Consider the following 20,920-nt stretch of genomic DNA (forward strand, 5'->3'; position numbering starts at 1 on the left):
TGAAATACGCCCTCATATAGCGATCGCCCACACCTGAGTCACAAGTGTGGGCGATTCGTTACTACAAAGAATTAACTAAACAACAGTAGATAGTTGCCGTTTAAAGAAAGCTGACAAAACTCTCTCTGCTATTTGATGACTCGTTAAACCTAATTCTGTCTTAGATTCATTTGGTTCAGCATGATCTACTAACACATCTGGCACACCAAATCGCTTGACAGGAACGAGAATATCTGCATCTAATAAAGCTTCGGCGATCGCAGAACCAAAGCCACCCATGATACAGCCTTCTTCTAAGGTGACAACGCGTCCGATTTTCTTAGCTAAAGGCAAAATCAACTCGGTATCCAAAGGCTTAACAAAACGGGCATTAATCACAGTTGCTTCAATGCCATGTTCGCTCAAGATTTCAGCAGCTTGCATTCCCGGATAAACCATTGTGCCATAGCCGACGATTAACACATCATCGCCTGTACGCAGAATTTCGCCTTTGCCAATTTCCAGAGGTTCCCAGCCTTCTTCCATCAGAGGCACACCGTAGCCATTGCCACGCGGGTAACGCATGGCGATGGGGCCGCTAGTATGGTTAACACCAGTTACTACCATGCGTTGGAGTTCTGCTTCGTCTTTCGGCGCCATCACTACTATGTTAGGAATACAACGTAGATAGGCAATGTCATACATACCTTGGTGGGTGGGGCCATCGGAACCAACAATTCCTGCCCTATCTAAGCAGAAGAAGACTGGTAAGTTTTGGATGCAGACATCGTGAATTATCTGGTCGTAGGCACGTTGCAAGAAGGTAGAATAAATGGCGGCGATGGGGCGCATTCCTTCGGTTGCCAGTCCGGCTGCTAAAGTGACAGCGTGTTGTTCAGCAATGCCCACATCAATATATTGATTGGGCAGTTTTGCTTGAAGTTTATCTAAGCCTGTTCCCGTCGCCATCGCCGCAGTAATGCCGATGATTTTCGGGTTTTGTTCGGCAAGTTTTACCAAAGTGTGAGAAAAGACTTTGGCATAAGCCGGCGGTTTGGGTTTGCTGGAGGGAATGGCTTTGCCAGTGGCTACATTGAAGGGGCTTTGGGCGTGGTAACCAACTTGATCTAATTCAGCAATTTCATAGCCTTTGCCTTTGATTGTTGCCACATGTACCAAAACTGGGCCTGGTATTTGATGTGCTTGTTGGAAAGTGGCAATCAATTCTTCTAAATTATGTCCATCCACTGGGCCGATGTAAGTAAAGCCGAGTTCTTCAAACACTGCACCTACCTTGGGAACAGCTAAGCGCTTCATACCTTCTTTGATGCGTCCGAGTTCGGGAGACAGAGATTCACCAACGAAGGGAATTTGCTTAAATTGTTCTTCAAGATTATCTTTAATGAATTGCACCGGTTGGCTGAGGCGCATTTTGTTCAGGTAGCGAGGAATCGCGCCTACGTTGCGAGATATGGACATGTCGTTGTCATTGAGAACAACCAGCAAATTAGTTTTCGGCATGTGTCCGGCATGGTTGATGGCTTCTAAAGCCATACCTCCTGTAAGTGCGCCATCGCCAATGACAGCTACCGCTTTAAATTTTTCGCCTTTTAAATCTCGTGCCAAAGCCATACCTAATGCCGCTGAGATGCTGGTAGAAGCATGTCCCGCACCAAAATGATCGAATTTGTTTTCGCAACGCTTGAGATAACCCGCAACTCCGTCTTTTTGTCTGAGGGTGTGGAAGTGATCGTAACGTCCTGTAAGTAGTTTGTGGGGATAAGCTTGGTGTCCTACATCCCAAATGACTTTATCCCGATCTAAGTCTAATGTTTGATAAAGCCCTAGTGTTAATTCTACGACACCCAACCCTGGCCCCAAATGTCCACCATTAACCGCTACGGTTTGGAGATGCTTATCTCGAATTTGACGGGCAATTTGTTGCAGTTGCCGAACGGATAAACCGTGCAACTGATTGGGATGGGTAATTTCGCTCAGATGCATATTACAGGGTTTTCCTCTCTAATTTCTGGTTTCGGTATCTTGATTTTCCCACGGTCGGGTTATCCACATAATTAGACTGTTACATTGTTACTAAGTTGTAGCGGAAAGTATAACTTCGTAATTAATAACGCCCAAAAATGGGTTACCCATTAACAATTCGTCAAAAAAAGAATTCAGAATATAGCCAGTCTTTGGTGTGAATTCTCAATTTAAGTAATAGGCATTGGGAGTACTGAGTGAGGAATGGGGAGTGAGGAGTTAGGAGTTATTTTCCTTGTCCCCCCACCTCCCTACTCCCTACTCTCCACTCCCCATTCCCTTCTAAAGCTACCTCATTAATGTTTCTTCTCTTGGTTCGCTATCACCAGATATTCTGCTGCGCGATCGCCACTGCATCTGGAAAGGATAGGTATGTAAGTAAAGTTACTCAATTATTTCCTCCAAATTCAGTAGTAGTTTAGTAAATTAAAGTTTATATTTTCTTTACAAATTTTATCATATTTTTTGCATAATTGGCAAAAAATATAGCGATAAGTACCATAACACAAGGTTTATAAATTCACTTGTGGAATAAATTCCATCTACTAATACTGAGACATCGAGGAAATAATGCCTACATATACTGCCAGCGTGCAAAAAAGAACTACAGGTACAAAAGAACACTGTTCTGTAGACCCGCAAAAATTAGCAGCCATTGGTTGTGCTGTTGGTCACCAAGTTAGGATTAGACGTACTGCTAACGAATACGCGCTTTACACTGTCAAGCAAGCACCCCAAGAGAATCCAGAAAATATCGTTCGCGTCACAGACGCAGGGCGATCGCGTTTAGCAGCAACTTCATTCCCATTTAATGCTACCGTAGATTCACAGGTAGTTCACCCCACATTCACTGATGCACAAGCAGAAGCCAATAGCGAATTTGTTGAGCGTCTAACAGACAACAACACCCATGTTGGACTTGTGGCGATCGCTCCCCACGGTGGCATGATTGAAGAAGGAACTGATCTACAAGCACAACGCGTGGCTGCGGTGCTAGCTGCTAAAGGTGTATCTTGTTGGCGTTGCAAAGGTTGGAAACAAGGCGGTGGTGCTTTGGAACGTTGGCACATCACATCTACAGATATTCATGAAGCATCATTTCCCCTACTCGGTAAAATTATTCATCGTGAATTTAGCTATGCAGTAGCTTTTCATGGCTTCTCCCAAAGTAAAATTTTAATTGGCGGCGGTGCTAGCCTTGCACTTAAACAAGAAATTCAGCAAGCAATTCAAAATGCGATCGTTGGTAGTGGCATCAATGTAGAAATTGCTACCTCAGGCAGTGAATTTGATGGCGACGATCCTAACAATATTGTGAATCGATTAGCTAATGGTAATGGCATCCAAATTGAGCAGTCTAAAGTAGCGCGAATCAGCTACGGGCAGCAAATTGCTGATGCTGTTGCGTCTGTCTATAGCTCGAAGATTTAATAGACTTGTTGCTAGATAAATTTACAAGTTTGCGAATACATATCGTTAGGCAACAAATCTAATATTTTCTATGGCATTCCTATTTGATTTATTACAGCGTATTTCAGGTAAGTGAAGTACACAGGTAGGGGCATAACTGTGCCTCTACGATTATCTGTACTCATTCCTGTGGGCAAGCAAGGGGCAAAGATTAATTGCCTCTTGTCTGTTGACATTTGTAGGGGCGTACAGCTGTACGCCCCTACTGTCTTACTTTTGACCTTTATCTTAAAAGTGCTAGCTAAAAATACTAATCTCCAGTTCCCAGTCCCTGTTTCATCAAAATATAATTTCCAGCTTGTTGACGAAAATAATCGAAAAATGCTTGTTAGTATTAATTAGGATGTCATAATTGGTTTGTGGAACTGGAACAAGTTACAGTCAAATAACCAAAAGACCTGACAAATCTCATAATGCGACGAATCTTACTGATGTCACACGTTCAACAGAGGTAATTATTGTGATATTAAAGGCTCGAATGAGTCTTGTTTTTAGGTTTAAAGTTGTTAAATAATCCACAATCCACTGATGCTATATAGACGATTTGGACGCACAGAATTACAGATGCCCGTGTTTTCTTGCGGCGGCATGAGGTATCAGTTCAAATGGCAGGATGTTCCTGAATCGGAAATTCCTGCTGATAACCAGACAAATTTGGAAGCGACTATCAAAAAAGCTCTGGAAGTTGGGATTAATCACATTGAAACTGCCCGTGGTTATGGGACTTCTGAGATGCAATTGGGGAGAATATTGCCCAAGTTTCCCCGCGAAAAGTTGATTGTTCAGACGAAAGTCGGCCCAGAAAAAGATGCAAAACAATTCCGTGAGACGTTTGAAAAATCATTAAAATATCTCGAGCTAGATTATGTTGACCTTTTAGGTTTGCACGGCATTAATACTCCTGAATTGTTGGACTACAGCATTCGTCCTGGTGGCTGTTTGGATGTGGTACGTCAGTTGCAAGCAGAGGGAAAAGTCAGATTTGTTGGCTTTTCTACACATGGACCAACAGATGTAATTGTGCAGACAATTAATACTAACCAATTTGATTATGTAAACCTGCACTGGTACTACATTAATCAATGGAATTGGGCGGCAATTGAAGCAGCTAAACGCCACGATATGGGGGTATTTATTATTAGCCCATCTAATAAAGGAGGTTTGTTGTATCAACCACCGCAAAAATTAGTAAATCTTTGCGCTCCTTTGAGTCCAATGGTGTTTAATGATTTGTTTTGTTTGAGTCACCACCAAGTGCATACCTTGAGTTTGGGAGCAGCAAAACCAGAAGATTTTGATGAACATCTGAAGACTTTAGAATTAGTAGATAGAGCATCAGAAATTCTGCCACCAATTTTGGCACGATTGCAAGCAGAAGCGATCGCCATTTTGGGAGAAGATTGGGTAAAAACCTGGGAGGATAATTTACCCACACTTGACGAAACGCCTGGTGAGGTAAATATTCGGGTGATTTTGTGGTTGTGGAATTTAGCGATCGCCTATGATCTGGTAGACTATGGCAAAATGCGTTACAACCTGCTTGGTAATGGCGATCATTGGTTTCCTGGTAATAAAGGCGATCGGTTAAACGAATTAGACTTGCGCCAATGTCTAGCCCGCAGTCCCCACGCTGAGAAAATCCCCCAAATTCTGCAAAAAGCAGATCAATTGTTGGGGGGTGAAGAAGTGAAACGATTGTCTCAACAGTAAATCTGAGGTTAGGGACTTGGAATGTTGTAATCCAACCCATCCCTAACCTCATGCATAATTGCTGTATATATTAATTCATCAAAACTGCTTGATTTTTTCCAAAATTACCTGTAGTATGCCTGAGTATTCAAAAAAATAAGTTTTGTCAAATAATGCTTGCAAATACAGCAAGTAAAACCCTGTTATTTTTTGCAGAATAAACATATCTAAAGGTAGATATGTTTGTCTTATTTTCATAGCTCATAAACTAAGTAATTCCGAATAAAGCAAACTAAGCAAAGGTTGAGAAATCTTCCCTATGGCTAAATTTAGAACATTTTAGGCCGGTTTACAAAATACAACATAATTGATTTTAATATTGCCTATTAAACCTCGTCCATGTTGAAACCTCGAGTTTTGAATTATTGTGTTGTGTCATTGCGACGTTCGCTCTTAGCGTTCCCGCAGGGTAGGAAGCAATCGCAAAAATTTGGTAAAAAATTACAGTTTTCAAGTTAGATGAGGTTTATTTAGCTTCTCTCTTGACTTAAGTAATAGTAAATTTTTCCTGAAATTTCTTAGACAAGTTTTCCTTTTTATTTTTGGATATATTTATGGCATTAATCAACGGTGATGGTGGTAACAATACGCTTACAGGTACTTCAGGCAATGACACCATCAACGGTGCTGGAGGAGACGATATTCTCAACGCCGGCTTAGGAGTCACAGACCAAATAGATGGCGGCACTGGTACAGACATCCTAGTAGTAGATTACTCCTCCTTGACCGTCAACGTTGGCAGTTATGGCAACTCCTATCAAACAGTAAACAACACTAACCGCACCTACTACAGCAACATTGAGCGGTTTAACCTCAAAAGCGGCAGTGGTAACGATACCTTAGTGGGTGGCACACTCAACGACACTCTTAACGGTGGGGCAGGGAATGATAGCTTGATTGGCGGCGCGGGTAATGACAGCATTATCGGTGGAAGTGACAACGACATCATTACCAAAGGCACAGGCAATGACACTGTAGATGGCGGTGCAGGTATAGACACCCTCATCGATGTTGACTTGTCAGCAGACACCACTGGCAGAGTTTTGAACGTCAACGGTAGCACCATTGCTGCCATCACTTCTGGCGGTAACTCCTATCAAGGATTTGAGTTTTTTGTTAACATCAGTGCTGGCAGTGGCAACGACAATATCAGCTTGACTTCGCCTACTCCAGCAAACAACATTATCAACGGTGCTGGAGGAGACGATATTCTCAACGCCGGCTTAGGAGTCACAGACCAAGTAGATGGCGGCACTGGCACAGACATCCTAGTAGTAGATTACTCCTCCTTGACCGTCAACGTTGGCAGTTATGGCAACTCCTATCAAACAGTAAACAACACTAACCGCACCTACTACAGCAACATTGAGCGGTTTAACCTCAAAAGCGGCAGTGGTAACGATACCTTAGTGGGTGGCACACTCAACGACACTCTTAACGGTGGGGCAGGGAATGATAGCTTGATTGGCGGCGCGGGTAATGACAGCATTATCGGTGGAAGTGACAACGACATCATTACCAAAGGCACAGGCAATGACACTGTAGATGGCGGTGCAGGTATAGACACCCTCATCGATGTTGACTTGTCAGCAGACACCACTGGCAGAGTTTTGAACGTCAACGGTAGCACCATTGCTGCCATCACTTCTGGCGGTAACTCCTATCAAGGATTTGAGTTTTTTGTTAACATCAGTGCTGGCAGTGGCAACGACAATATCAGCTTGACTTCGCCTACTCCAGCAAACAACATTATCAACGGTGCTGGAGGAGACGATATTCTCAACGCCGGCTTAGGAGTCACAGACCAAGTAGATGGCGGCACTGGCACAGACATCCTAGTAGTAGATTACTCCTCCTTGACCGTCAACGTTGGCAGTTATGGCAACTCCTATCAAACAGTAAACAACACTAACCGCACCTACTACAGCAACATTGAGCGGTTTAACCTCAAAAGCGGCAGTGGTAACGACACCTTAGTGGGTGGCACACTCAACGACACTCTTAACGGTGGGGCAGGGAATGATAGCTTGATTGGCGGCGCGGGTAATGACAGCATTATCGGTGGAAGTGACAACGACATCATTACCAAAGGCACAGGCAATGACACTGTAGATGGCGGTGCAGGTATAGACACCCTCATCGATGTTGACTTGTCAGCAGACACCACTGGCAGAGTTTTGAACGTCAACGGTAGCACCATTGCTGCCATCACTTCTGGCGGTAACTCCTATCAAGGATTTGAGTTTTTTGTTAACATCAGTGCTGGCAGTGGCAACGACAATATCAGCTTGACTTCGCCTACTCCAGCAAACAACATTATCAACGGTGCTGGAGGAGACGATATTCTCAACGCCGGCTTAGGAGTCACAGACCAAGTAGATGGCGGCACTGGCACAGATATCCTGGTAGTAGATTACTCCTCCTTGACCGTCAACGTTGGCAGTTATGGCAACTCCTATCAAACAGTAAACAACACTAACCGCACCTACTACAGCAACATTGAGCGGTTTAACCTCAAAAGCGGCAGTGGTAACGACACCTTAGTGGGTGGCACACTCAACGACACTCTTAACGGTGGGGCAGGGAATGATAGCTTGATTGGCGGCGCGGGTAATGACAGCATTATCGGTGGAAGTGACAACGACATCATTACCAAAGGCACAGGCAATGACACTGTAGATGGCGGTGCAGGTATAGACACCCTCATCGATGTTGACTTGTCAGCAGACACCACTGGCAGAGTTTTGAACGTCAACGGTAGCACCATTGCTGCCATCACTTCTGGCGGTAACTCCTATCAAGGATTTGAGTTTTTTGTTAACATCAGTGCTGGCAGTGGCAACGACAATATCAGCTTGACTTCGCCTACTCCAGCAAACAACATTATCAACGGTGCTGGAGGAGACGATATTCTCAACGCCGGCTTAGGAGTCACAGACCAAGTAGATGGCGGCACTGGCACAGATATCCTGGTAGTAGATTACTCCTCCTTGACCGTCAACGTTGGCAGTTATGGCAACTCCTATCAAACAGTAAACAACACTAACCGCACCTACTACAGCAACATTGAGCGGTTTAACCTCAAAAGCGGCAGTGGTAACGATACCTTAGTGGGCGGCACACTCAACGACACTCTTAACGGTGGGGCAGGGAATGATAGCTTGATTGGCGGCGCGGGTAATGACAGCATTATCGGTGGAAGTGACAACGACATCATTACCAAAGGCACAGGCAATGACACTGTAGATGGCGGTGCAGGTATAGACACCCTCATCGATGTTGACTTGTCAGCAGACACCACTGGCAGAGTTTTGAACGTCAACGGTAGCACCATTGCTGCCATCACTTCTGGCGGTAACTCCTATCAAGGATTTGAGTTTTTTGTTAACATCAGTGCTGGCAGTGGCAACGACAATATCAGCTTGACTTCGCCTACTCCAGCAAACAACATTATCAACGGTGCTGGAGGAGACGATATTCTCAACGCCGGCTTAGGAGTCACAGACCAAGTAGATGGCGGCACTGGCACAGATATCCTGGTAGTAGATTACTCCTCCTTGACCGTCAACGTTGGCAGTTATGGCAACTCCTATCAAACAGTAAACAACACTAACCGCACCTACTACAGCAACATTGAGCGGTTCAACCTCAAAAGCGGCAGTGGTAACGACACCTTAGTGGGCGGCACACTCAACGACACCATCAATGGCGGGGCAGGGAATGATAGCTTGATTGGCGGTGCGGGTGATGACATCATCACTCAAGGGGCTGGATCTGACACTGTTGATGGCGGTACAGGTGTAGATACGCTCGTAGATGCTGACTTGTCAGCAGATACTACTGGCAGAGTTCTGAACATCAACGGTAGCGCCATTGCTGCCATCACTTCTGGCGGCAACACCTATCAGGGATTTGAGTTTTTCCTCAACATTACTGGTGGTAGCGGCAATGACAATTTCAGCTTTACTTCGCCTACTCCAGCAAACAACAGCGTTAATGGTGGTGCAGGCAATGATACCATCAACGGGGGCGGAGGCAACGATACCATCAACGGTGGTACAGGCAACGACTCACTCCAAGGTGGCACTGGTAATGACACTTATATTATCGATAGTATCTCAGATGTAATCAGTGAAACTTCTACCCTAGCGACGGAGATTGATACTGTTCAGAGTTCAATCAGCTATCTTCTGGGCGCTAATCTAGAAAATTTGACCCTAACTGGTACTGGAGCTATTAACGGCACAGGAAACAGTCTCAATAACATTATCATTGGTAATAGCGGCAATAATACTCTTGATGGTGGAACTGGTAACGACACCATCAGCGGAGGGTCTGGTAATGATACCGTCACGGGTGGTATTGGTAATGATTCCCTTGATGGTGGAACAGGAGACGATAGCTTAATTGCTGGAACTGGCAACGATACCTATGTGGTGGATAGCGTTGGAGATGTGGTTATTGAAAATCTCAACGAAGGCACAGACACAGTTCAATCTTCAGTCAGCTATACTCTGGGTGCTAATGTAGAAAATCTAACCCTAACTGGTACAGGAGCTATCAACGGCATAGGGAATAGTTTAAATAACACCATCACTGGAAATAGTGGCAATAATACTCTTAATGGAGTAGGCGGTAATGATATTTTAATCGGTGGCGCTGGTAACGACACCTTATTAGGTGGAGATGGTAACGATACCCTGAATGGAGTTGGAAGCGAGAATGGCACAGGGTTTAAAGACACCCTTACTGGTGGCAACGGTAATGATTTGTATATCTTTGGCAATAGCGGTGCTGTATTCTACAATGATGGAAATAACGCCAATGCTGGTCTAAACGACTACGCACTAATTGTAGATTTTAATACCAGCCAAGACAAAATACAACTCCAAGGTTTAGCTAGTTCTTACTTGCTTGGAACTTCACCGATTAGCGGCATCTCTGGCACAGCAATTTACTTAGATACTAATACAAACTCAGTCTTGAACTCCACTGATGAACTCATTGCTATTGTCGAAGGAGTCACAGGACTGAATTTGACAGCAGGTTATTTTAGTTACGTTGCTTAGTTGCAAAAACATAGGGGAAGCACTGCCACCAAGGTCAAAAACTTTGATTTTGACCTTGGTGGATAGTGCCCACTTTGCTCAACCTAACATTCATCGCAGTGTTGGGTTTCGTTCCTCAACCCAACCTACAAATTTTTTTTGCAACATTTTAGCCTTGACAGGCCAGTATGGTGCGTTAGGGCTTTAGCCTAATACACCATGTGACATTGAACACAGTGCTACCAATGCCCAATGGCCCATACTAATCAGATTCGGATGTTGTAGTAGGAGCTGATTTATTTCCCCTTGGCACGACTAGCACCTTATCAACGCGGTTACCATCCATATCCATGACTTCAATTCGCATACCCTCCCATTCAAAATGATCTGCGGCGGCGGGAATACGACCAAGATGGGTGATGACAAAACCGCCTAAGGTTTGATAACTGCCACGTTCTTCAGATTCCCATTCTTCCATTTCAAAAAGTTCCAAAAACTCTTCCACAGGTAACATTCCATCCAAAAGCCAGGAACCATCTTCTCGTTGCACGGCTTGTGGTTCATCTTGCCCATCCATAGAAGGAACATCACCCACGATTTCGCTCATGATGTCGTTGAGAGTGACTAATCCTTGAATCACGCCGTATTCATCGACTACTAGCGCCATGTGAGTAATGGTTTGCTTAAATAATTCTAAAACTTTCAAGCCACGGGTGCTTTCTGGTACAAATACTGGTTGCCGCAATCCTACTGTTAAATCTAGCGGTTCTCCTCGGAAACTCCTAGCTAATAAGTCGGTAACTGGGATCACACCCAGGACATTATCCAGTCCCGCTTGACAAACTGGATACCGAGAGTAAGCGCTATCAACCATTTTTTGGCGATTTTCTTCAGCTGTGTCATCTAAGTCTAGCCAGACGATATCAGGACGGGGTGTCATTAAATAGCTTACAGGTCGATCGCCTAAACGAAAAACTCGCTCTACCATATCCTGTTCGGCTTCTTCAAAGGTTCCCGCCTCAGTACCTTGCTCGATTAAGATTTTAATTTCTTCTTCGGTGACTTGCGGTTCAGTTGACTGTGTAACTCCTAACACTCGCAGGATCAAATCTGTAGAAGCACTTAAAAGATATACCATTGGGGAAGCGATCGCCGATAAGGCACGCATGGGAATAGCTACAGTCGATGCAATTTTTTCTGGGTTATTTAATGCCAGACGCTTTGGTACCAATTCGCCAACAATGAGTGACAAATAGGTAATAATCAAAACCACGATTCCAAAAGATATCGGTTCACTATAAGGTGCTAATAAGGGGACAAGTCGCACATAGACTGCGAGTCGGTTAGCAAGTGTTGCTCCTCCAAAAGCACCAGTCAGGATACCGATTAGAGAAATACCTACTTGAATGGTTGACAAGAAATGATTTGGAGACTCAGCTAGTTTCAGTGCTACCCTTGCCTTAGCATCCCCTTGATTGGCAAGCTGCTGTAGTCTAACTTTCCGTGCTGAGACAATTGCCATCTCAGACATCGAAAACACGCCATTGGCAATAATTAGCACCAAGATGATTAAAATTTCAAAAGTGATGGAGGACATGTTTAAAGTTGCCGCTTATCAGAGCGAACGTAGCTCAATCCTTAGTATCTAGTATTAAAGGTGCTTCGATAAATGGTTTGACTGTACACAAAGTAATAGTTATAGATTCTTGAGTTTATTATTTGTTGTGCATTATTCTTCCGAAAAATGAATAAGACGGCTGTTAACACTTTTAAAATGGTGGACATAAACTGCCTGAAGATTTTCAACAAGCGCCAAGACTTCCATTGCTAGTAGAACTTATGTCATTTTCTTCTATTGTGCGTGCCTTAGGGCGATCGCCGCTCACTACTGAATTTATTTCTAAGTTAAATCGCCAACCAGAATTGCGGTTAAATGGCATTCCCCGGCTGCCAAAGGGTTTGGTGGCTTCGGCATTGGCGCAAACTCAGGGCAGGAATTTGTTGGTGGTATGTGCCACTCTGGAAGAAGCTGGGCGCGTTTACGCACAACTTGAGGCAATGGGATGGCAAACAGTACATTTTTATCCCACCTCCGAGGCTTCTCCCTACGAACCTTTTGACCCGGAAACTGAGATGAGTTGGGGGCAAATGCAGGTGTTGGCGGATTTGGGGACTGGGGACTGGGGACTGGGGACTGGGGAATGGGGAATGGGGAATGGGGAGAACGGGGTCAATAAAGGAATAACCAATACAATACCTAATCCCCAATCCCCAATCCCCAGTACCGGAGCGAAGCGACCTTTGGCGATTGTGGCTACTCAAGGGGCGCTACAGCCACATTTGCCACCACCAGCAGCTTTTCAAGAATTTTGCTTGACGCTGAAGCGGGGAATGGAATTAGACCTGAATGCTTTTAGTGAGAAGATAACTATTTTGGGGTACGAACGAGTGCCTCTGGTGGAAACTGAAGGGCAATGGAGTCGCCGTGGCGATATTGTTGATGTGTACCCGGTTTCATCGGAGTTTCCAGTCAGGCTGGAATGGTTTGGCGACGAAATCGAACAAATACGGGAATTTGACCCAGCAACTCAACGTTCTGCCCTAGATAAAGTTGACCAGTTAATTCTCACCCCCACTAGTTTTGCTCCCATCATCACGGCACCACTCAAGGATAGTGCCGAGTTTCGAGTGCTGAGTGCCCAGTTAAATTCTGACTCAGCAATAGGTAATCAGCACTCATCACTCATTGAAGGTAGTCGTCGTTTTTTGGGTTTAGCGTTCGAGCAACCAGCATCCCTGATAGACTATTTACCAGAAAATACCTTGATTGCCATTGATGAGCCAGAACAATGTCATGCTCATAGCGATCGCTGGGTAGAAAATGCCGAAGAACAATGGAGATTGGGGACTGGGGACTGGGGATTGGGGACTGGGGAAGAGTCTAACCAATTACCGAAAATTCATCGGTCGTTTGATGAGTGTTTAGCTGATGTTGCGAAGTTTCAAACTTTATATTTATCGGAACTGGCGGAGGAAAATGATGGAATTAATCTTGCCAGCAGATCTGTTCCAGTTACGCCGCACCAGTTTGCTAAACTAGCTGAAACTATCCGTCATGAACGCGATCGCAATTTTTCTATCTGGCTGATTTCTGCTCAACCTTCGCGTTCTGTGTCGCTGTTGCAAGAACATGATTGTCCAGCTCAATTTATCCCCAATCCCCGCGATTACCAAGCGATCGATAAGCTACAAATCAACCATACTCCCATCGCCCTCAAATATTCTGGGCTGGCGGAACTAGAAGGCTTTATTCTGCCTACGTACCGATTGGTAATCGTTACAGATCGAGAATTTTATGGTCAGCATTCCTTAGCAACTCCCGGTTTTATCCGCAAGCGCCACAAAGCTACTTCTAAGCAAGTTGACCCCAATAAGCTGCGTCCAGGGGATTATGTGGTTCACAGAAATCATGGTGTTGGCAAATTTGTCAAGCTGGAAAGCCTGACAATTAACAATGAAACCCGTGATTATTTGGTGGTGCAATATGCGGACGGGTTACTGAGAGTTGCAGCCGATCAATTGGGTGCGTTATCTCGGTTCCGCGCCGGAGGCGATAAAGCACCAGAACTCAACAAGATGACTGGTAAAGCTTGGGAAAATACCAAGAACAGAGTCCGCAAAGCCATCAAGAAATTGGCGGTGGATTTGCTGAAATTGTATGCGGCGCGATCGCAACAACAAGGTTTTAGTTTCCCAAATGATATGCCTTGGCAGGAGGAACTGGAAGATTCTTTCCCCTACCAACCCACAACAGATCAACTGAAAGCTGTACAAGATGTTAAACGCGACATGGAAAGCGATCGCCCGATGGATCGTTTAGTTTGTGGCGATGTCGGTTTCGGAAAAACGGAAGTGGCGATTCGTGCTGTTTTTAAAGCAGTCACCGCCGGTAAACAAGTGGCACTCCTTGCGCCAACGACCATATTAACACAGCAGCATTACCATACACTCAAAGAACGTTTTGCTCCCTACCCGGTGAATGTCGGCTTACTCAACCGCTTCCGTTCGGCTGAAGAACGCCGCGATATTCAAAAGCGATTGGCAACGGGTGAACTCGATGTAGTTGTTGGCACACACCAACTCTTAGGCAAAGGTGTATCATTCAAGGATTTAGGACTATTGGTGGTGGATGAAGAACAGCGGTTTGGGGTAAACCAAAAAGAGAAAATTAAAAGCTTGAAAACTCAAGTTGATGTGCTGACTCTCTCCGCCACTCCCATTCCCCGTACCTTGTATATGTCTTTGTCGGGAATTCGGGAAATGAGTTTAATTACTACACCACCTCCAACCAGACGCCCGATTAAAACTCACCTTGCACCACTGAATCCGGAAAGTGTCCGTACTGCAATCCGTCAAGAATTAGACAGAGGTGGACAAATATTTTATGTAGTTCCACGAGTGGAAGGAATTGAAGAGACAACCGCAAGCTTGCGAGAAATGATACCGGGGGGTAGATTTGCCATCGCCCACGGTCAAATGGATGAAAGCGAGTTAGAATCAACCATGCTCACCTTCAGCAATGGTGATGCAGATATCCTCGTTTGTACAACAATTATTGAATCTGGTTTAGATATTCCGCGAGTCAACACCATTTTAATTGAAGACGCTCACCGTTTTGGCTTGGCTCAACTGTATCAATTACGCGGTCGTGTCGGGCGTGCAGGTATCCAAGCTCATGCTTGGCTATTTTATCCCAAACAGCGGACATTATCTGATGCGGCACGGCAAAGGTTACGAGCAATTCAAGAATTTACTCAACTGGGTTCTGGGTATCAATTGGCGATGCGCGACATGGAAATTCGGGGAGTGGGTAACTTGTTAGGTGCTGAACAATCCGGTCAAATGGATGCCATCGGTTTTGATTTATACATGGAAATGTTAGAAGAAGCAATCCGAGAAATTCGCGGACAAGAAATTCCCCAAGTTGACGATACCCAAATTGACCTCAACCTAACGGCATTTATCCCAGCAGATTATATTACCGATTTGGATCAGAAGATGAGTGCTTACCGAGCGGTAGCTACAGCTAAGTCTAAATCAGAATTAAAGCAGATTGCAGCTGAGTGGAGCGATCGCTATGGTACTTTGCCAGTCCCAGCCAATCAACTGCTGCGAGTTATGGAACTCAAACAGTTAGCGAAAAAAATCGGATTTAGCCGGATTAAACCAGAAAACAAACAGCACGTTGTTTTAGAAACACCAATGGAAGAACCTGCTTGGAACTTGTTGGCGGCCAATTTACCAGATAATCTCAAGACGCGCTTTGTTTATTCCCCAGGCAAAGTGACAGTGCGCGGTTTAGGAGTTTTTAAAGCCGATCAACAATTGCAAAGTTTAATTGATGCTTTTGGGAGAATGCAAGGTGCGATTCCAGAAGCGGCTGTTGTTTAATCAGTAGTTGACTCGCCCCCGTTTGAAAACCGGGGGTTCAAACTGTTGTTAAAAGCCATGAAGACAGCCATCGCTTCTAGCTTTTTACTACGGTTTGGTTAAGTTTTTTAATGAAAATTAAATATTATAGGACTTACGCAAAAACTCTCTGAAACTCTTATTTCTTTGTGTCCTTTGCGTCCTTTGCGGTTCGTTTTTTCATGATTTTGCGTAAGTCCGATATTACTAGGACTTACGTAAAAACTCTCTGAAACTCTTATTTCTCCGTGCCCTCTGCGTCCTCTGTGGTTCGATTTTCCCTTACGTGTGCGTAAGTCCTGATTACAAAAACGCGATAAATCGCCGTCTCTACAATAATTAATCTTTCGTAGAGATGGCGATTCATCCCGTCTAGTGCCTTAACCAAACGTGAGTTCGATTGAACCTCTCCCCAACCCCTCTCCGTCTCGGAGAGGGGCTTTAGTATCCTGAGTTGGGCAGGAAAATTTAGGGTTTTTAAGCCAATACAGTTCAGTTAAGCTTTTTTCTCTCCCCCTACTTCCCCTGCTTCCCCTGCCTCCCCTGCCTGCTTTAACAAATAAATTTCCTTAACTGAACCGTATTGGTTTTTAAGCCTCTCGTCGCTTGCCTAATGGCAGGCTAACGCCAACGGGGAGAGGAATGGAAGCGGGGTTCTTTGGAATCTGTCGAACTCACGTTAACCAAACAGTATTGCTAAATACAAAAAACTGTAAGATTACTAACTAAATTATGTTATTTTCTAGTCAAGTGTATTTGTAGTGGCTGTCTTATACTAATATGTTCCTCAGTCTCAATTTCTTGTCCAGTAAAGAAATTGAGAGATTACATAGTGTAAATTTACTTGAATATGTGGAGTGAGACTGCTCATGCTTTTTACCAAAGAGCCTAACTCTAATAATGTAAATATTGGTATAAAAACTAGTAATATATCATCCAAAATACCTGATATTTTTGATGATTCTAATAATTACTTTAGCTCCAGTGTGAGTGGTATAAATACTTTTAAAGCAAGCGATCGCAGTAGTTACACACCTGGGGAAGTTTATACTTCGGGAGGAGAAAATAAAGCGTATAACTACGTTAACAATAGTAATGAAAGCAACAAGCTTGTTACACAAGCGAACACTATTGCCGCTGACATTCAACCAGACCTAATTATTCAAAATGCCGTTAATCCCAGTGTTGGGTCAGTGGGTGGTAGCATTCAAATCAGCTATCAAGTCAAAAATCAAGGCGCGGGTAGTGCAGGTTATAACTACACCTACTTTTATCTCTCCAAAGACCAAACTCTCAGTTCTGAAGATGCCTACTTAGGCTATGACTACATCAGCAGCATTGCTGGGGGTGCTTACAGTTCCGAGTCCAGTACACTCAGCATCAGCAATACCATCGCCACAGGTAGTTATTACCTGCTGTATCAAGCTGATGGCGATGGAGATGTTGCCGAAAGTAATGAAAATAATAACGTCCTTGCCAAAGCCATTAGCATTAGCAAAGCTGATTTAATCATTCAAAATGCCGTTAATCCCAGTGTTGGGTCAGTGGGTGGTAGCATTCAAATCAGCTATCAAGTCAAAAATCAAGGCGCGGGTAGTGCAGGTTATAACTACACCTACTTTTATCTCTCCAAAGACCAAACTCTCAGTTCTGAAGATGCCTACTTAGGCTATGACTACATCAGCAGCATTGCTGGGGGTGCTTACAGTTCCGAGTCCAGTACACTCAGCATCAGCAATACCATCGCCACAGGTAGTTATTACCTGCTGTATCAAGCTGATGGCGATGGAGATGTTGCCGAAAGTAATGAAAATAATAACGTCCTTGCCAAAGCCATTAGCATTAGCAAAGCTGATTTAATCATTCAAAATGCCGTTAATCCCAGTGTTGGGTCAGTGGGTGGTAGCATTCAAATCAGCTATCAAGTCAAAAATCAAGGCGCGGGTAGTGCAGGTTATAACTACACCTACTTTTATCTCTCCAAAGACCAAACTCTCAGTTCTGAAGATGCCTACTTAGGCTATGACTACATCAGCAGCATTGCTGGGGGTGCTTACAGTTCCGAGTCCAGTACACTCAGCATCAGCAATACCATCGCCACAGGTAGTTATTACCTGCTGTATCAAGCTGATGGCGATGGAGATGTTGCCGAAAGTAATGAAAATAATAACGTCCTTGCCAAAGCCATTAGCATTAGCAAAGCTGATTTAATCATTCAAAATGCCGTTAATCCCAGTGTTGGGTCAGTGGGTGGTAGCATTCAAATCAGCTATCAAGTCAAAAATCAAGGCGCGGGTAGTGCAGGTTATAACTACACCTACTTTTATCTCTCCAAAGACCAAACTCTCAGTTCTGAAGATGCCTACTTAGGCTATGACTACATCAGCAGCATTGCTGGGGGTGCTTACAGTTCCGAGTCCAGTACACTCAGCATCAGCAATACCATCGCCACAGGTAGTTATTACCTGTTGTATCAAGCTGATGGCGATGGAGATGTTGCCGAAAGTAATGAAAATAATAACGTCCTTGCCAAAGCCATTAGCATTAGCAAAGCTGATTTAGTCATTCAAAATGCCGTTAATCCCAGTGTTGGGTCAGTGGGTGGTAGCATTCAAATCAGCTATCAAGTCAAAAATCAAGGCGCGGGTAGTGCAGGTTATAACTACACCTACTTTTATCTCTCCAAAGACCAAACTCTCAGTTCTGAAGATGCCTACTTAGGCTATGACTACATCAGCAGCATTGCTGGGGGTGCTTACAGTTCCGAGTCCAGTACACTCAGCATCAGCAATACCATCGCCACAGGTAGTTATTACCTGTTGTATCAAGCTGATGGCGATGGAGATGTTGCCGAAAGTAATGAAAATAATAACGTCCTTGCCAAAGCCATTAGCATTAGCAAAGCTGATTTAGTCATTCAAAATGCCGTTAATCCCAGTGTTGGGTCAGTGGGTGGTAGCATTCAAATCAGCTATCAAGTCAAAAATCAAGGCGCGGGTAGTGCAGGTTATAACTACACCTACTTTTATCTCTCCAAAGACCAAACTCTCAGTTCTGAAGATGCCTACTTAGGCTATGACTACATCAGCAGCATTGCTGGGGGTGCTTACAGTTCCGAGTCCAGTACACTCAGCATCAGCAATACCATCGCCACAGGTAGTTATTACCTGCTGTATCAAGCTGATGGCGATGGAGATGTTGCCGAAAGTAATGAAAATAATAACGTCCTTGCCAAAGCCATTAGCATTAGCAAAGCTGATTTAATCATTCAAAATGCCGTTAATCCCAGTGTTGGGTCAGTGGGTGGTAGCATTCAAATCAGCTATCAAGTCAAAAATCAAGGCGCAGGTAGTGCAGGTTCTCAACAAACTAAGTTTTATCTCTCAACAAATACAACATTCAGCAATGATGATATTCTATTAGGCTCTGACTACCTCAGTGCGATCGCTGGCGGTGCTGTAAGTGCCAGAACAACTACACTCACCATCAGCAATAACATCGCCACAGGTAGTTATTACCTGCTATATCAAGCTGATGGTAATAACAATATTGCCGAAAGTAATGAAACTAATAACGTCCTTGCCAAAGCCATTAGCATTAACAAAGCTGATTTAATCATTCAAAATGCTGTCAATCCTAGTACTGGGTCAGTGGGTAGTAGCATTCAAATCAGCTATCAAGTCAAAAATCAAGGTGCTGGTAATGCTGGTTATAGCTACACCAAGTTTTATCTATCCAAAGATAAAATTCTCAGCAATGAGGATACCTTATTGGGTTCTGAATACACCAGCAGCCTTGCATCTGGGAGTTACAGCAGCGAAACATTGTCACTCAAAATCAGCAAAAGTATCGCCGCGGGTAGCTACTACTTGTTGTATCAAGCTGATGGCGATGTTGATGTTGCCGAAAGCAATGAAACTAATAACGTCCTTGCCAAAGCTATTACCATTATCAAAAATATCGGTTATAACTCCACCGATGGCTATGGCTTAATTAATGCAGCAGCAGCAGTTGCTAAAGTTCTTGGCCAGACTACCTTTGCCGATGTTGCTGACCTTGGTGGTAATGATTGGGGAGCCGACCTTGTAAAAGCCCCGGAAGTCTGGGCAAAGGGATACACAGGTAAGGGTGTTATCGTTGCGGTGCTAGATACTGGTGTCGATCGCAATCACTCAGACTTGAGCAATAATATCTGGAAGAATACCAAGGAAATTGCTGGCAACGGCAAAGATGATGATGGCAATGGCTACATTGATGATGTTTATGGCTGGAACTTTGTCGATAACAACAACAACACCCTAGATGTAAATAGTCATGGCACCCATGTCTCTGGCACCATCGCTGGAGTGAAAAATAATATTGGTGTTACAGGTATCGCTTATGATGCCAAGATTATGCCGGTCAAAGTATTGGGTGATAATGGCTCTGGCGAGGATCTTGGGGTCGCTCAAGGCATCCGTTATGCAGTGAACAATGGAGCTAATGTCATTAACCTCAGCTTGGGTAGCGATGAACCTAACAGCGACATCGAGTCAGCCGTTCAATATGCCGCCAGCAAAGGGGTAATTGTCGTCATGGCAGCAGGCAATTCTAGTGGTTCAGAACCTATTTATCCTGCCCGCTATGCCAATAAATGGGGGCTGGCTGTTGGGGCAGTTGATAAGTATGAAGAGATGGCTTACTTCTCTAACGAAGCTGGGCCAAATACACTCCCCTACATCACGGCTCCAGGAGTCGATATCTACTCTACATTACCAGGCAATTACTATGGTTCTAAAGACGGAACATCTATGGCAACTCCCCACGTTGCTGGAGTAATAGCCTTGATGTTAAGTGCAAAGAAAGGTCTAACTGATGCCCAAGTGCGTCAGATTGTCACAACAACAGCGGAAAATAGTTTGGCATAGAAAAATCTCACGAATTGCGGACTGGGGATTGGGGACTAGGGACTGGGGACTGGGAAGATATGAACTACCAGCCCTGACTTCGTTGAAGGGCTGGTTTTTACATCCAACTCGTAAAAATGTGCAGAAAACTGTAATATTACTTGCTAATTACGTGATTTTATAGTTAATTGTACTTGTAGCATCTGTCTTACCAAGAAATATATTTTTCAGGCTCAATCCCTCAGGCATTAAAGATTTGAGTACTTGTTGTTGTGC

Annotated in this window: 8 protein-coding genes; 5 read left to right on the forward strand and 3 right to left on the reverse strand. The window is 44.2% G+C overall.

What is annotated here, in order from left to right:
- Positions 1-75: 75 nt before the first annotated feature.
- Positions 76-1,983: a 1-deoxy-D-xylulose-5-phosphate synthase gene (dxs, locus tag IQ276_RS12265; protein WP_193917883.1), complete on the reverse strand. Its 1,908-nt coding sequence runs from the start codon at positions 1,981-1,983 to the stop codon at positions 76-78.
- Positions 1,984-2,592: 609 nt separating this feature from the next.
- Here dxs and IQ276_RS12270 point away from each other — a divergent pair.
- Together IQ276_RS12270 and IQ276_RS12275 are read left to right on the forward strand one after the other, a co-directional pair.
- Positions 2,593-3,453 (forward strand): poly-gamma-glutamate hydrolase family protein, encoded by an 861-nt coding sequence (locus tag IQ276_RS12270; protein WP_193917885.1) that lies wholly within the window; start codon positions 2,593-2,595, stop codon positions 3,451-3,453.
- 567 nt (positions 3,454-4,020) lie between these two features.
- Complete coding sequence (locus IQ276_RS12275) at positions 4,021-5,202, forward strand: aldo/keto reductase (RefSeq protein ID WP_193920650.1); 1,182 nt, start codon at positions 4,021-4,023, stop codon at positions 5,200-5,202.
- 78 nt (positions 5,203-5,280) lie between these two features.
- On the opposite strand, the gene IQ276_RS12280 is transcribed toward IQ276_RS12275, so the two are convergent.
- Positions 5,281-5,439, reverse strand: a complete 159-nt coding sequence (locus IQ276_RS12280) for a hypothetical protein (RefSeq protein WP_235115605.1) — start codon at positions 5,437-5,439, stop codon at positions 5,281-5,283.
- A gap of 356 nt (positions 5,440-5,795) precedes the next feature.
- On the opposite strand from IQ276_RS12280, the gene IQ276_RS12285 reads away from it, so the two are divergent.
- Positions 5,796-10,310 (forward strand): beta strand repeat-containing protein, encoded by a 4,515-nt coding sequence (locus tag IQ276_RS12285; RefSeq protein ID WP_235115606.1) that lies wholly within the window; start codon positions 5,796-5,798, stop codon positions 10,308-10,310.
- 241 nt (positions 10,311-10,551) lie between these two features.
- On the opposite strand, the gene IQ276_RS12290 is transcribed toward IQ276_RS12285, so the two are convergent.
- Positions 10,552-11,886: a hemolysin family protein gene (locus IQ276_RS12290; protein WP_193920647.1), complete on the reverse strand. Its 1,335-nt coding sequence runs from the start codon at positions 11,884-11,886 to the stop codon at positions 10,552-10,554.
- Between the two features lie 242 nt (positions 11,887-12,128).
- Here IQ276_RS12290 and mfd point away from each other — a divergent pair, with 242 nt between their 5' ends.
- A complete protein-coding gene (gene mfd / locus IQ276_RS12295; protein WP_235115607.1) occupies positions 12,129-15,740 on the forward strand; it encodes a transcription-repair coupling factor in 3,612 nt (1,203 codons plus the stop codon).
- 887 nt (positions 15,741-16,627) lie between these two features.
- On the forward strand, positions 16,628-20,665 hold the full coding sequence (locus IQ276_RS12300) for a CARDB domain-containing protein (protein ID WP_235115608.1): 4,038 nt from the start codon (positions 16,628-16,630) through the stop codon (positions 20,663-20,665).
- Positions 20,666-20,920: the final 255 nt, after the last annotated feature.

This window comes from Desmonostoc muscorum LEGE 12446 (assembly GCF_015207005.2).
Taxonomy (GTDB): Bacteria; Cyanobacteriota; Cyanobacteriia; order Cyanobacteriales; family Nostocaceae; genus Nostoc; species Nostoc muscorum.

Excerpts from the sequence above, each read along its gene's own strand:
- IQ276_RS12280 (WP_235115605.1), bottom strand. The coding sequence starts at position 5,439 with ATGAAAATAAGACAAACATATCTACCTTTAGATATGTTTATTCTGCAA.
- IQ276_RS12285 (WP_235115606.1), top strand. The coding sequence starts at position 5,796 with ATGGCATTAATCAACGGTGATGGTGGTAACAATACGCTTACAGGTACT.
- IQ276_RS12290 (WP_193920647.1), bottom strand. The coding sequence starts at position 11,886 with ATGTCCTCCATCACTTTTGAAATTTTAATCATCTTGGTGCTAATTATT.
- IQ276_RS12270 (WP_193917885.1), top strand. The coding sequence starts at position 2,593 with ATGCCTACATATACTGCCAGCGTGCAAAAAAGAACTACAGGTACAAAA.
- mfd (WP_235115607.1), top strand. The coding sequence starts at position 12,129 with ATGTCATTTTCTTCTATTGTGCGTGCCTTAGGGCGATCGCCGCTCACT.
- IQ276_RS12275 (WP_193920650.1), top strand. The coding sequence starts at position 4,021 with ATGCTATATAGACGATTTGGACGCACAGAATTACAGATGCCCGTGTTT.
- dxs (WP_193917883.1), bottom strand. The coding sequence starts at position 1,983 with ATGCATCTGAGCGAAATTACCCATCCCAATCAGTTGCACGGTTTATCC.
- IQ276_RS12300 (WP_235115608.1), top strand. The coding sequence starts at position 16,628 with ATGCTTTTTACCAAAGAGCCTAACTCTAATAATGTAAATATTGGTATA.